This window comes from Vibrio sp. J2-4, assembly GCF_021728155.1.
Taxonomy (GTDB): domain Bacteria; phylum Pseudomonadota; class Gammaproteobacteria; order Enterobacterales; family Vibrionaceae; genus Vibrio; species Vibrio diabolicus.
The window spans coordinates 1,134,407-1,148,965 of sequence record NZ_JAKKCN010000001.1 but is presented as its reverse complement, the minus strand read 5'-3'; the positions used below and the strand labels follow the sequence as shown (position 1 = coordinate 1,148,965).

General features: G+C 43.7%; 9 protein-coding genes. 5 read left to right on the top strand and 4 right to left on the bottom strand.

Features of this window, described 5'->3' with window-relative positions:
* Window positions 1-236: 236 nt before the first annotated feature.
* The 4 genes from rsmF to L3V32_RS05205 form a co-directional block, all read right to left on the bottom strand.
* Window positions 237-1,673 carry a 16S rRNA (cytosine(1407)-C(5))-methyltransferase RsmF gene (gene rsmF / locus L3V32_RS05220; protein ID WP_237283930.1) on the bottom strand — a complete coding sequence of 479 codons (1,437 nt, stop codon included), beginning with the start codon at window positions 1,671-1,673 and terminating at the stop codon, window positions 237-239.
* A gap of 150 nt (window positions 1,674-1,823) precedes the next feature.
* Complete coding sequence (locus L3V32_RS05215) at window positions 1,824-4,472, bottom strand: PqiB family protein (RefSeq protein ID WP_237283929.1); 2,649 nt, start codon at window positions 4,470-4,472, stop codon at window positions 1,824-1,826.
* Window positions 4,465-5,715 (bottom strand): paraquat-inducible protein A, encoded by a 1,251-nt coding sequence (locus tag L3V32_RS05210; protein ID WP_006743266.1) that lies wholly within the window; start codon window positions 5,713-5,715, stop codon window positions 4,465-4,467. Before L3V32_RS05210 ends, L3V32_RS05215 begins: the two co-directional genes overlap by 8 nt.
* Before the next feature lie 24 nt (window positions 5,716-5,739).
* Window positions 5,740-7,536, bottom strand: coding sequence for an ABC transporter ATP-binding protein (locus tag L3V32_RS05205; RefSeq protein ID WP_237283928.1), 1,797 nt, complete (start codon window positions 7,534-7,536; stop codon window positions 5,740-5,742).
* Between the two features lie 92 nt (window positions 7,537-7,628).
* Here L3V32_RS05205 and L3V32_RS05200 point away from each other — a divergent pair, with 92 nt between their 5' ends.
* From L3V32_RS05200 to pepN, 5 genes are all read left to right on the top strand, one after another.
* Entirely contained in the window at window positions 7,629-8,102 is a 474-nt protein-coding gene (locus L3V32_RS05200; RefSeq protein WP_046876215.1) for a GAF domain-containing protein, read from the top strand.
* Between the two features lie 97 nt (window positions 8,103-8,199).
* Window positions 8,200-8,826: an RNA chaperone ProQ gene (gene proQ, locus L3V32_RS05195; protein ID WP_005396555.1), complete on the top strand. Its 627-nt coding sequence runs from the start codon at window positions 8,200-8,202 to the stop codon at window positions 8,824-8,826.
* A gap of 17 nt (window positions 8,827-8,843) precedes the next feature.
* Entirely contained in the window at window positions 8,844-10,850 is a 2,007-nt protein-coding gene (gene prc / locus L3V32_RS05190) for a carboxy terminal-processing peptidase (protein WP_237283927.1), read from the top strand.
* Window positions 10,851-11,045: 195 nt separating this feature from the next.
* Window positions 11,046-11,711: a hypothetical protein gene (locus tag L3V32_RS05185; RefSeq protein WP_005396553.1), complete on the top strand. Its 666-nt coding sequence runs from the start codon at window positions 11,046-11,048 to the stop codon at window positions 11,709-11,711.
* 228 nt (window positions 11,712-11,939) lie between these two features.
* Window positions 11,940-14,546 carry an aminopeptidase N gene (pepN, locus tag L3V32_RS05180; RefSeq protein WP_237283926.1) on the top strand — a complete coding sequence of 869 codons (2,607 nt, stop codon included), beginning with the start codon at window positions 11,940-11,942 and terminating at the stop codon, window positions 14,544-14,546.
* Window positions 14,547-14,559 lie beyond the last annotated feature (13 nt).

Genomic DNA, 14,559 nt, shown 5'->3' with positions numbered 1-14,559 from the left:
TTTTCCTTTTTTTGGGCCTAGGGGAAACGGCTCCGCAGAGCCTGCGCTAAACTTTTTCCAACAATAATTTTGTTGGTGAACATAGAGAGAAATGCCATATCAAAGCATTACTTTGATACAACTAGTTTAGTACAGCGTATCCGGATCGCTAGCGAGCCCAGTTGCTTTCATACTTACGAATTAAAAAGCCATCGCAAATACGATGGCTTTTCATTTATTTATGATTCGTTACTTCTTTAAAATAAGTTCTTATCTCGTACTAATTCGCGAGGAAGACCATTCTTTATTCTGTTGCTTACCCACTTTCCAAGGCCAATGACTGCGCCTTGATAGGTGACAAGCACTTCGCCTTTACCTGTTTTCATTCCCTCAGGAATCGTTTGTGGGCGAACATCACGTCCCATGTACCATTCGCGCGCTTCTTCAATGGTTAGCTCGATGGCGTTTGCCTCAGAGCCCGTCGCTAATGCCGTTGCCACCTGATGCTGCCAACGGTAGCCATTTTTATGGGCTTCCGCGATCTTTATACCCATACGGGAGAAGCGTAATTCGCCGATCATTGGCTCTAAAGAATTAGGGAACAACCAGACATCTTTATCGCGAAGCCATACAGAACTGTCATTCGGAAGTTCAATACCTAACGCACTTTGCAGCTGTTGGGCAATTTCAACCGATTCTTTTTTCGATGCTTTGGTAAACGGGAACTTGCCCATGCGCTTTTTGACCTTTGGTGGTTCAACAGCAGCCAGTTTACGAATTCTTGCAACAAAGAACCCTTCGCAGTCGTAGACCTGTGGAAAGATATGCAAAAAACCTTCTTCAGTTAGAGCAGCATTTGCGTTTTCAAACAAGGTCTCAAGGCTTTCAAACTCAACGGCATCACCAAAGGTTTCTTTCAAGTGATGACAAACTTGTTGGTTTTCTTCGGTACTGAGTGTGCACGTTGAGTAAACCATCACACCACCGGGCTTTAGTGCATGAAAGGCGCTTTCAATAAGATCTTTCTGTGTGTCAGCGATGTCGAGCACGGAAGCTTGCGTCCAGTTTTTCATTGCATCTTCGTCTTTGCGAACGGTGCCTTCGCCGGAGCAGGGCGCGTCGAGCAGAACCGCATCAAATTGTTCTGGTAGCCAACCGCCAAAAACGCGCCCATCGAAGTTACTTAGTGCGGCGTTACGTACACCACAACGTTCCACGTTGGCATGCAGCACTTTTACACGACTTGCGGCGTATTCATTAGCCACGAGAACGCCTTCATTGTTCATTAAAGCCGCGATTTGAGTGGTCTTTGATCCTGGTGCAGCTGCTGTATCTAACACGGCATCGTACGATTCGTCATTCATAAACAGCGCAGATACTGGCATCATTGAACTGGCTTCTTGAATGTAGAATAAGCCTGACATGTGCTCTGCAGTGTTGCCTAATGGTACAACTGACTCGTCCGATTCAATCCAAAACCCTGTGTCACACCAAGGCACAGGGGAAAGCTTCCAGCCTTTTGCGTCTGCACGTTCTAGAAACGCTTCAACGCTGCTCTTCAACGTATTAATACGAATACTTTTGCGCAGTGGCTTTTGGCACGATGCGATAAAGTCTTCCATGTTGAGATGGGCTGGGAGGATAGTTTGGATTTTTTCCAGAAACGCGTCTGGGATGTAAACATTAGGATGCAATGTGGGATCTCTTTTGCAGAATTTGTGGCAAATAATATACGAAAGCGAAGCAGAAACGAATAGTGACAAGGGCCGAGCAATAAAAAAGAGCAGCGATTGCTGCTCTTTTAAAGTGATCAAACTTCAATTGTATGTGAATTGAGCTTTATTCTACGGCTTAGGAATCGCTGTACTCCATTGAGTCCAACCTTCTTCAGCTTGTGGATATAAAAAGAAAGATTGCCCACTTTTTGCCGCTGGTGGAATAGTCGATTGCTCTGGCGTTGAAAACGCAATTCCTCCGCGAACTAAACTATCAAATGTGCCCGCTTTGATGTTCGCACCAGTAATTCCGATGGAGACATCTACTCCTGAAACATTCCAAAACACACTGTTTTGACGAACGAGGTAAGCATATTCAGGCTGTATCTTGATGGTCGTGACGACGCGATCGGCAAATTCTCCTAGGCTCACGTCGGTGACTTGGCCGACTTCCATCTGGCGGTAAAGAATAGGCGTTCCGACTTGTACTGAGCCTCGTTGTTCACTTTGTAAAGTAAACATCATGCCCTGAACACGTTCTGAACCGTTTTCCAATTGAAAATCAAATTTAGCTTTACCTTTACCTGGCTCAACACTGATGGATTTCGACACCAATGCGCCAAGGTTTTTCACGCCCCCTAAGCCAATCTCTGGCTCAGTTAGCCAAAAATGTGAGCCTTCAACCGCAATGTTTTCTACGTATTCAGGTAGGATTCTTGCGGTGATTTCAACCATATTGCGACGAAAATTCGGTACAACCAGTGTGACTTCACCAACTTTGACGCCTTGATACTCTATCGGCATTCCTTTGGCAATTTCTTGTGAGCCGTCTGTTTCTAACGCAATAACGCGTCCAAATTTGCGTGCGGTTTTTTGATCCGTATATAACTTCCAGTTGTCTCCAATTTTGTTTTCAACGCCAGGAACAGAGTCAAAAGCGATGCCACCTTCGATTAATGATTTTAAAGGGTGAGCTTTCACACTCACGCCAGCTAACGATGCATCTATCTCGAGCCCTGAACGGTTCCAAAAGACGGTTTTCGGCGTTACGAGGTAAGCAAAACGGTTTTCAATGGTTGCTTTAATTAACACACCGCCATCAACCAATTGGAAATCGGAGACGTTACCAACAGGAAGATTACGATAGAGTAGAGGGCTGCCTTTGGAAATCGGCGGCAATTCAGAAGCAAACAGTGTGAGTGCTCTAGAGCCACTTTGGTTGTACTGTGCTAGTTCTGCCAATGATTCGTTTTGGAACAGTTGATACTCTTTTTGAATATCTTGCTTGCCTTCGCTTACAAAGCTAATGGACCCAGTTAACAACTGTTTTGCCGGAGGAACGGTAACGCTGAGGCCCGATTCCGTTAACTCTGCAGAGGCACTTCCGGTTACATAAAAACGGTTGTTTGATTTGATCAGGTGTTTGTATTCATGATCAATCAATACGTCCATAAATACTTCATGTTGTGATTTTTTACCTTCTTCAACTAAGCCTACGTTGATAATTGAACCGACAACGATGCCTTTGTAAAGTACGTTGGCACCGCTATCTAGGCCAAACGAGTTGTCAGACACTAAACGAATAGCGATGGACTTTTCTTGCTGTTGGTTAAAAACGTTTTTACGAATGGCAGTAAAGCGGCGAGAGCGATCACCAGCACCTGGCACGATGGTTAAGAAGTTTCCTCTCACGAGATTGGCAATGTTTTCAACACCAGAGAGAGACACTTTTGCTTCTTCTAAGACGAATCGGGTACCTGTCGTCAGCATGTCACTGAAAGCTGGTTGAATTGCCGCTGACGCTAATATCACTTCTCGCCCTTCGGATAGGTTTAAGTCTGTAACTTGGCCAATCTCGATTCCGCGATACATAATGGGTGCGCCTTCGCCACTGATTTTACTGTCATCAGGGAGGACGATTTTAACAGCGATACCTCGACCTGCAGTTTTCAAATCTTTATACAGACGGAATTCAGTATTCTCTTCTACAGGCTCACCGTCATCCGGAGAATCGACGGCGATCGCGCCTCCGAGTAGAGCACTCATGCTTTCTAGCCTTACATCGACGCCTTCAAAACCGATGCTGGCACCGATTCCACTTACGTTCCAGAACCGACTGCGGTTGTTAATGATATGTCGGTATTGATCCTGGATGTTGGCTTGAATCGTGATAGATTTTGCGTCTTCATCCAGCTGGTAGCTGTAGACTTCACCGATTGGAATTTTCTTATATACAATTTGAGATCCAATCGACACACCACCTAAATCGCGGCTTTTGAGTTTAATGTTCAAACCTTGTGAAACGCGCAAATCTGTTGGTGCAGAGTCTAACGCATGGAACGTTGTTTCAAACTCTTGACCATCTCCAGGTTGAATCGAGATGTAATTACCCGACACGAGCGCATCGAGCCCAGAAACTCCCGTTAGGCTTGCTGTTGGTTTTACCAGCCAAAAGCGAGTTTTATCGTTCAGCAATTTTGCCGCTTCAGGGTAGATATCGGCATCAACATAAATACTGCCGAGATCTTCAGTGAGGTTAATGTCTCTCACCATACCGACTTCTAGCCCTTGGTAACGGATAGTGGTTCGCCCGGCGACCAAGCCAGCAGCGTCAGAAAAATAGATTTGCACCCGTTGTCCGGCATCGTGTATCGACTTCACCACAAGCCAGCCAGCTAAGACCATGGTCAAAATTGGCAAAAGCCAAAGAGGAGATATGCCTTTGCTCCGCTTTACATCTGGTACGTATGACGTTTGAGAACTGTTCTGATCACTCATTCATTGACTCTTTTTCTGATTGTGTTGGGCCTGTTTGGTCCCAGATTAGCCTTGGATCAATACTTTCCGCTGCAAGCATGGTCAATACCACGACAACACCAAAGGCCACGGCGCCATATCCTGGTGTGAAATCAAGTATCTGACCACGATCGACTAAGGTCATCATGATAGAAATAACAAACAAGTCCATCACAGACCATTTACCGATCCATTTAACAACAAAGTAAACCATCATTCGTTGTCTCTTAAACACCGAACGTTTGAATTGAATGCAAAGCATGATGTAGGCAAGGCCAAGTATTTTTACAACTGGCACAACAATACTGGCCACAAAAATGATCACTGCGATGCCATACATACCGCTTTTTACCAACCCAGCTACGCCTGAGAAAATAGTATCTTCCAAACGTTTGCCATTGGTCAGCAAGATGGAAATAGGAATCAAGTTGGCTGGGAAAATCGCTATCGTTGCCGCAATGAGGTAAGCCCATGTCTTCTGAATGGAGTTGGGCTTGCGATGATATAACTCGTGGTGACAACGCCGACAATGGTCACCTTCAGGTTGAGACAGGTGGCACTCATGGCAATGCACGTCTTTGTGTTCAAAGGAATAAAGACGTTCTGGCTTCCAGGCTTCCCAGTAACGACGCACACTGATTCGAGAAACTAACAAAACGGTAAATATCTGCAAAAGAACCAGACCAATTAACCCTGGGCCTACAAAAATGTCGGAATAATCTTGGAGTTTGAAGCAGGAAATGGCGATGCTAACTAAGAACACATCCAGCATTACCCAATGTTTCAAATGTTGAATTAGCCACAGTGAAACACGAAGCCCTCGAAACCACCGTTGATGCAGCGAGATATGTGCTGTAACCACTGAAACACAAACCGTCAGCGGCGCTAGAGAGCTACAAAATAGAATAAGCAGTGAAAGAAGAACAAAGCCTTCTTCCATCAATGTGATCATCCCTGAAGGTAGGGTTGCCGGAATCATCACACCAAAGAGTCGTATACTAATAAAGTTAAAAAAGTGTGATGGAATAAATAGCAGGATACAGGTTATCGCGACGGCTAAATTACCTGAGAGGCTAGGGCTACCGCCTCGATACAACTGTGTGCCACAACGAGGACAGTGTGCATTTTTTCCATTGGGTAAGTCGACGATATCGACAGGCAATTCGCAACCTTGGCACAAGCGCACATTATTTGGCTGCATGGCGTGCTTAGACAGAGAGGTCACAACGACCTCTCTAACTTGAACGATTTAAGCGTGGGACTGTATGCCCCCATATAAGGTTTGATATAAGCCTTCTTGCTCAACTAACTCACCATGAGTACCTGTTTGCGTCACTTTTCCATCTTCAAGCACGTAGATCAAATCGGCTTGTTTTACGGCTGATAGACGGTGCGCAACGATTAATGTTGTTCTACCACGTAAGAATTCAGTCAATGCTTTGTGCAATGCCGCTTCAGTAGCGGTATCAAGCGCAGACGTGGCTTCGTCTAAAATAACAAATTGAGGATTACTCAGCACCATTCTTGCGATGGCAAGGCGTTGTCGTTGACCACCTGACAAACGAATGCCGTTACGGCCGACTTGAGTATCCAAACCGTGGTTCAGTTGAGAAATAACATCTTGCAGCTGGGCTACTTCAAGAGCTCGCCAAAGTGACATTTCGTCAAAATTCCCACCGAGTGTTAGATTATGCCTCAAGGTGTCGTTAAATAGTATAGGTTGCTGTAATACCACGGCAATTTTGTCGCGAATTACTTCAAAACCAATATCTTCTGTTAATTCATCATTAAAGCGAATGCTACCGGAGTTTTGACGATAAACCCCAATAAGTAGTTGTATTAAGGTCGACTTACCGCCTCCGCTCGCACCAACTAGCGCCACTTTCTTTCCTGCCGGTATATGTAAAGAAAGGTTATCTAGGACTTTGTTTTCATTATTATAAGAGAAGTCTACGTTTTCTACTTTAACATCGACTTCTCTGTCTTCTTTGAAAGGATTTACCTTAGGTGCCGGTCTTTGTTCTTCTTCTAATACTAATAAGTCGTTGATGCGTTTTAACGCAGCTTTCGCGCTGTACCAAGAAAACTGAATGCCGAGCAGCTCTTGAACAGGAGACAACATAAACCATAGGTAACCAAAAACAGCAAAGATTTGACCAATAGTGAGGTCACTAAACATAACCATCAGCATGGCGACGGCTCTGAATAACTCAAAACCGATTAAGAAGAGTAGGAAAGAGACGCGACCTGCCGCCTCTGATTGCCACGCATACTTGTCTGCATCCACACGAACTTGGTTCGCACTGTCTTTGAGTTGCTGGAGAAATTCTCGCTCTTTATTGGCTGCGCGCAGCTGGTAAATGCCATCTAATGTTTCAACTAAACGATTTTGGAAAATTTCAAAAGAATGATTTTCCTTCCGTTTCAGATGTTTAACCATACTTCCTAGTTTACGTGAGAAGTAAATGACAATAGGGTTAACTAGCAAAATAAATAGACCAAGTCGCCAGTCGAGCCAAAGCAGAACGATGGCAGTACCAATGACCGTTAAAAAACTGATAACGAATTTTGCTAACGTAGAACCAATAAATTTATCAATGGTCTCAATGTCAGTGATAAGGTGGGCGTTGATGCCTCCGCTGCCTTTGGTTTCGTATTGGCGGATGCTGATACGACCAAGCTTGTCGATCATTTTACTGCGCATCTCAAACGTGATCGTTTTAGAAACAAGTGTAAATTGTCGGCTTTGAAGGATATTTAACCCCTGACTTGCAGCTCGCATCAGGACGACCAAGAAAAGGGTGAAAAATATATAACCCGTCGGAGTGTGCCACGCTTCAGGGAGAATGGCATTCATAGCAGCTAAGCCTTTTGCTGGTTGGTCCAATAAAACCTCATCAACCATCAACGGCATGAGAAGGGGGATTGGAACACTAATCAAGGTTGCAAGCACCGCTATCAAGTTCGCTATGATCAGCTTGGACTTGTGCTTTTTTACTTGTGTTATCAACCAAGAACGGCTAATAGTGTCATTTTTCAGAAGCATCGTAATTGAGAATAAGTCCTATTATAAAGTAGGGCTGCATTTTAGCGCCATACAGTGAGAATGGAAGCTTTTATAGTAAGTAGGAAGTTAATATGAACATAGAACAATACCATAGACTAACCAAACAAGCCGTTGCTCTAATTGAGTCTGAGCCAGACTTTATTGCTAACCTAGCAAACTTGAGCTCACTGCTTTTCATGGAATTGGACGATCTTAACTGGGCTGGCTTTTACCTAGCAAAAGGTGAAGAGCTCGTTCTTGGTCCGTTCCAAGGAAAACCAGCTTGTGTCCGCATTCCTATGGGGCGCGGTGTCTGTGGTACTGCTGCAAAAACTAACACCATACAAAGAGTATACGACGTTCATGAATTTGAGGGACATATAGCGTGCGATGCAGCGAGCAATTCAGAAATTGTGATTCCATTTTCTATTAATGGAAAGGTGGTTGGTGTCCTTGATATTGACAGCCCAAGTATTGGTCGATTCAATGAAACAGACGAAGAAGGTCTCACTCATTTCATGGCTGAAGTAGAAAAGCTGCTTAATTCACACGCGAACGACGCATAAATTAGCCTTCGAGTGTGGTTTTTCCTTGGCATGTCACTATAATACGAGAATATTTTTTCTTAATGCTCGCGGAAATCCGCTCAAATCAGGACCCCTCATGACTGAAAAGTTAAAAAACAGCAAAGAAGTTATTGCATATATTGCTGAATGTTTCCCTAAGTGCTTTACTTTAGAAGGTGAAGCAAAACCTCTGAAAATTGGTATTTTTCAAGATCTTGCGGAACGTCTAAGTGAAGACGAAAAAGTAAGCAAAACACAGCTTCGTGCAGCGTTAAGACAGTACACTTCATCATGGCGTTACCTACATGGTGTAAAACCAGGTGCAGTACGTGTAGACCTAGACGGCAACCCTTGTGGTGAGCTAGAAGAAGAGCACGTTGAACACGCGAAAGCGACACTTGCAGAAAGCAAGGCAAAAGTTCAAGCTCGTCGTAAAGAACAAGCACAAAAAGCTCGTGAAGAGGGTAAGGCGAAAGCGAAACCAGCGGCTAAAAAGCCTCAACAGCCTCGTCGTACTAACAAACCAAAAGTACAAAAACCAACTAAGCCTGTAGAAACGCGCGCTCTAAATGCTGACGAAATCACAGTAGGTAACGCAGTTAACGTGAACATGGGCAAAGGAAACATGGCAGCGACCATTGTTGAAATCAATAAGGATGATGTACGTGTTCAACTTGCTAACGGCCTACAAATGGTTGTGAAAGCGGAGCACTTGCGCGCATAAAGGAGATACTCCTACGCATGAATTGCCGTTCAAAAGTGACACTGATTGCTGCTAGCTTATGGCTAGCGGCATCAGCTCAGGCTCTCGAAGCCAAACTACATAAAGATGACTTGCCGGTTCTCGCTCCTGAAGTTCAGCACGAAACAGCTAGCAAACGAGTCACCTCTCGATTTACCCGCTCTCATTATAAGCATTTCAGCCTCAATGATGATTTCTCCAAAGCGATCTTTGAGCGCTATGTAGAATTGCTTGATTATAATAGAAATATTTTTACTCAAGCGGACATCGACTCTTTTAAAGACTGGTCAATTGAGCTTGATGATCAGCTAAAAGCTGGTAACAACCAAATTGCTTTTGATGTTTATAACCTCTCAATGCAAAAGCGTTTCGAGCGCTTTGCTTATGCGTTAACGCTACTCGACGAAGAGATCAAGTTTGATACTGATGACGAGATAGAGTTAGACCGTTCTGAAGCTGCATGGCCAAAAGACGAAGCAGAGCTCAACGAGTTGTGGCGCAAGCGTGTGAAATATGACGCGTTAAATCTGAAACTGACTGGCAAAGAGTGGCCAGAGATTAAAGAGGTTTTAGAGAAGCGTTATAACAACGCGATGAAGCGGATCACACAGACTAATAACGAAGATGCATTCCAGTTATATATGAATGCCTTCGCCCGACAAGTCGACCCTCATACTAGCTATCTTTCTCCACGTAATGCTGAGCAATTCCAATCGGAAATGAACCTTTCTCTGGAAGGCATTGGTGCCGTTCTGCAAATGACTGACGATTACACAGTAATTCGTTCACTTGTTGTTGGTGGCCCTGCGTCGAAGAGCAAGCAGCTTGGCGAAGGGGATCGAATCATCGGTGTTGGACAAGACGGTGAAGAGATTGTCGACGTGATCGGTTGGCGTCTGGATGATGTAGTTCAATTAATCAAAGGCCCAAAAGGCACAAAGGTTAATCTACAGATCTTGCCAGAAGGTAACGATGCTAAGAGTTACATTGTCACAATTGTTCGTGACAAAGTTCGTCTAGAAGATCGCGCAGTGAAGTCGGAGATCATCGAAAAAGATGGTAAGAAGATTGGTATTTTAGAAGTGCCAAGTTTCTACGTCGGTTTGTCGAAAGATACCGATAAACTGCTTGCTGAGTTAAAAACCAAAAACGTTGACGGCGTAATCGTTGATCTACGTAACAACGGTGGTGGTGCATTAACGGAAGCGACAGCATTAACAGGGTTATTCATTAAAGAAGGTCCTGTTGTTCAAGTTCGTGACAGCTATGGTCGTATTAAGGTGAACGCCGATACTGACGGAAAAGTGAGCTACGATGGTCCGCTGACGGTGTTGATTAACCGCTACAGTGCTTCGGCGTCTGAAATTTTTGCAGCAGCGATGCAAGATTATAATCGTGCAATTATTTTAGGTGAAAACTCTTTCGGTAAAGGTACGGTTCAACAGCATCGCTCACTGAATCATATCTACGATCTTTTCGATAAAGAGCTAGGCTACGTTCAGTACACGATTCAGAAGTTCTACCGTATTGACGGTGGAAGTACGCAAAATCGTGGTGTTGCTCCCGATATTTCGTACCCAACACCAATTGAAGCTTCTGAAACGGGTGAAAGTGTAGAAGACAATGCACTACCTTGGGATCAGATTGATAAAGCAAAATATCAAGCCTTCCCAAGCAACGAAGCATTAGTTGAAAAACTCACCGCTCTTCATAACAAGCGTATTTCTGATGAGATGGAATTCCGTTTCATCAATGAAGACATAGAGAAGTATCGTAAAGAAAAAGACGATAATATGTTGTCTTTGAACGAGAAAGTTCGTAAGGCTGAATCGGATAAAGCGGAAGCCCTTCGATTGCAACGCATCAATGAGCGTCAAGCTGCTTTAGGTAAGGAAGCGTTCAAAACATTGGATGATATACCTAAAGATTATGAAGCGCCTGATGTTTATTTAGATGAGTCTGTCGCGATTATGGTTGATCTACTCAAGCAGAAAAATCAGTCATAATAACTGGCAATTCAAAGTAAAAAGAGTGAGTCTTTCAGGCTCACTCTTTTTTTATGTCTTTTCATCTTTGTTTGTATTGAGTATCAAGTAAGATATTCGCTTATTTTTTCCCAATAATTTACGTGATCTACATCTAAAATTTCGCGAAAGTGAGGACTACTGCCTAAGCTAAAAGAAAACGATAAGGATGCCGATATGAAATGGTTCTTTATTTTACTTAGCTTTTGCTGCTTTAGTGTGTTTAGCGGAGAAAACACCAGAGAAGATGAATTAAGTCACTTTGACACGCCGTTTCTCATCGGAGACTGGTATTTAATGAACCCAAACCCCGAAGAGTCGGCTGAAAATTTTCGTGCGATAAAACTGTCATTGGGTTCCGACTACAGCTTTTCTATTGATATTCAAAAGAAAGATTATTCTGTCGATCATTGGGAAGGATTGTATAACGCCAATGAAGACACCATCGTTCTTGGCTTAAACACAGATGAGCCTCAAATTTATGCCTATCGCAATAATCACAATACGCTTGATCTTAATGGTGTGACTTTTACTAAAGGGTTGTCTAACTCGCTAGCGGGCATATGGTCTAGCTCTTATGTATCCGGAGATGGCCTTGTGGCAAACAACATCAACCATATGGATCTGATACTTCAACCTGACTTCGTGTTTATGTTTCGGGTATCCAACGAAGAAGGGGATGAGTCAATCAAGCAAGGTGTTTTCTACACAGAAGATGAATATTTAGTCTTGCTCTATGAAAATGGCGAGCACGGGACCACCTATAAGCTCAACAAAAATGAATTAACGATTGAAGATTCAAATGGCGATATGTACGCGGTACTTAATCGGGTAACGCCTTGATAGCTTATCTTGCTACGACAAATTACGCGAGCATACGGTAAATTGTCAATATTGTTTAAATGTTAATCAAAAAACGGAGCTAGAGCACTAAAAGCTCCGTTTTTTTATGGAAAGACTTGTATTCTGATACCACAACCCCTACAAATAGCTTATATAGTGATACCAGAACTGCATTTTTGATCATGCAGTCTGGTATTTTTGTTGTTCGACATACAAGGATTTATGCTCATGTCCCAAGCTCCCCAGGCCAAATATCGTAAAGATTATCAAGAGCCATCTCATGCGATTACCGATATCGATCTTACGTTTGATCTTTATGACAATGACACCATCGTTACGGCGATATCAAAGGTTGCTCAAAAAGGCGATACAACAACGCTAGAACTCGATGGCGAGGGGCTTGAGCTGCGCGCTGTAAAAGTAAACGGTGAGGATTGGGCTCATCTCGAAGTGAAAGAATCATCGCTTGTACTGACCGATCTTCCATCCGAGTTTGAACTTGAAATCGTCACCAAAATTGATCCTGAAGCGAATACAGCACTCGAAGGTTTATACAAATCAGGCGGCGCATTTTGTACTCAGTGTGAGGCCGAGGGCTTCCGTCGTATTACTTATTACTTAGATCGTCCTGATGTTCTGGCAAAATACACGACAAAAGTGATCGCAGATAAATCCGCTTATCCATATTTGCTGAGCAATGGTAACCGAATTGCAGAAGGCGATGCAGAGAACGGTCGTCATTGGGTTCAATGGCAGGACCCGCATCCAAAGCCAGCTTACTTGTTTGCTCTTGTCGCAGGGGACTTTGACGTACTGCGTGACAAATACATAACGATGTCAGGTCGCAGTGTTGATTTAGAAATCTTTGTTGATAAAGGTAACTTAGATCGTGCAGGCCATGCGATGACATCGCTGATCAACTCGATGAAGTGGGATGAAGAACGCTTTGGCCTTGAATACGATCTGGATATTTACATGATCGTTGCCGTTGATTTCTTCAATATGGGCGCAATGGAAAACAAAGGCCTAAACATCTTTAACTCAAAGTATGTTCTGGCGAATGACCAAACGGCGACCGATCGTGACTACCTAGGTATCGAAGCTGTAATCGGTCATGAGTACTTCCACAACTGGACTGGCAACCGTGTCACTTGTCGTGACTGGTTCCAATTAAGTCTAAAAGAAGGCTTAACCGTGTTCCGTGACCAAGAATTCTCTTCTGACTTAGGCTCTCGCGCAGATAACCGTATCGATAACGTACGTATCATCCGTGGCCCTCAGTTTGCAGAAGATGCAAGTCCAATGTCACATCCAATTCGTCCTGACAAAGTCATTGAGATGAACAACTTCTACACGCTAACAGTGTATGAAAAGGGCAGCGAAGTTATTCGCATGTACCATACACTCCTTGGCGAAGAGGGCTTCCAAAAAGGGATGAAACTTTACTTTGAACGTCACGATGGTACTGCTGCCACATGTGAAGACTTTGTTTATGCAATGGAAGATGCCACCGGTGTCGATTTAAAACAATTCCGTCTATGGTACAGCCAGTCTGGTACACCGACGCTGCGCGTAAATAGCGAATACAATGCCAATGCAAAAACTTACGCACTAACGGTAGAGCAATTTACGGAGCCAACGCAAGACCAGGCTGAGAAGCAAGCGCTGCACATTCCGTTTGATATCGAGCTGTACGATTCGAAAGGTCGAGTTATCCCGTTGCTGATTAACGGTGAATCTGTTCACAACGTGCTAGATATTAAACAAGATAAGCAAACGTTCGTATTCGAGAATGTCGAAGAACAACCAGTGCCATCTTTGTTGCGTGAATTTTCGGCACCAGTAAAACTAGAATACGACTACAGTGATGATGAATTAGTCTTCTTGATGAAACACGCGACGAATGACTTTGCTCGTTGGGATGCAAGCCAAATGCTATTGGCTAAGTACATTCGTCAGAACGTGAAAAACGTTCAAGCCGGACAAGATGTATCGCTTTCTGAAGGCGTGATAGATGCGTTCCGTGGTGTGCTATTGGATGAGACGCTTGAGCCAGCTTTCATTGCTCAAGTTTTCTCTTTGCCTTCAATTAATGAGATTACTGGCTGGTACCAGCAAATTGACATCGATGCCGTAGACAAAGTTCTAAACAGCATTACAGTGTCACTTTCCCAAGAGTTAGAAGATGAGCTAAGTGCAACTTATCATACACTGAAGCAAACAGAGTACACGATCGATCATGCTGCGATTGGCAAGCGTGCATTACGTAACCGTTGTCTGCAATACCTAGCACATACGGAAAAAGGTAATGATTTAGTGAAAGCACAATACGCATCTGCAAATAACATGACAGATACGATTGCAGCGATGAGTGCGGCAAATAGTGCTCAGCTTGAGTGTCGTGAAGCTCTTATGGCAGACTATAGCGATAAATGGAAGCACGATGGTTTGGTTATGGACAAGTGGTTTGCACTTCAAGGTAGCAATCCTGCAGAGGATGCACTTGAAAAAGTAAAAGCAACCATGAACCACGAAGCATTTAGTTTGAAGAACCCGAACCGTACGCGCAGTTTGATTGGTTCGTTCTTAAGTGCCAACCCTGTACGTTTTCATGATAAATCCGGTGCAGGTTACCAATTTGCAGGAGAAATCCTTCGCCAACTTAATGATTCGAACCCACAAGTCGCATCTAGAATGATTGATCCTTTGCTTAAGTTCCGTAAATACGATGAAGGCCGCCAAGCTTTGATCAAAGCAGAACTTGAAAAGCTCAAAGCAATGGATAATCTTGCTAAAGACTTATTCGAAAAAGTGACTAAAGCACTAGACGAATAGTAAACAACACAAT

Bases quoted from the DNA above. Each gene is read 5' to 3' on its own strand.
- L3V32_RS05215 (WP_237283929.1), bottom strand. From the start codon at position 4,472: ATGAGTGATCAGAACAGTTCTCAAACGTCATACGTACCAGATGTAAAG.
- L3V32_RS05205 (WP_237283928.1), bottom strand. From the start codon at position 7,536: ATGCTTCTGAAAAATGACACTATTAGCCGTTCTTGGTTGATAACACAA.
- L3V32_RS05200 (WP_046876215.1), top strand. From the start codon at position 7,629: ATGAACATAGAACAATACCATAGACTAACCAAACAAGCCGTTGCTCTA.
- proQ (WP_005396555.1), top strand. From the start codon at position 8,200: ATGACTGAAAAGTTAAAAAACAGCAAAGAAGTTATTGCATATATTGCT.
- prc (WP_237283927.1), top strand. From the start codon at position 8,844: ATGAATTGCCGTTCAAAAGTGACACTGATTGCTGCTAGCTTATGGCTA.
- L3V32_RS05185 (WP_005396553.1), top strand. From the start codon at position 11,046: ATGAAATGGTTCTTTATTTTACTTAGCTTTTGCTGCTTTAGTGTGTTT.
- pepN (WP_237283926.1), top strand. From the start codon at position 11,940: ATGTCCCAAGCTCCCCAGGCCAAATATCGTAAAGATTATCAAGAGCCA.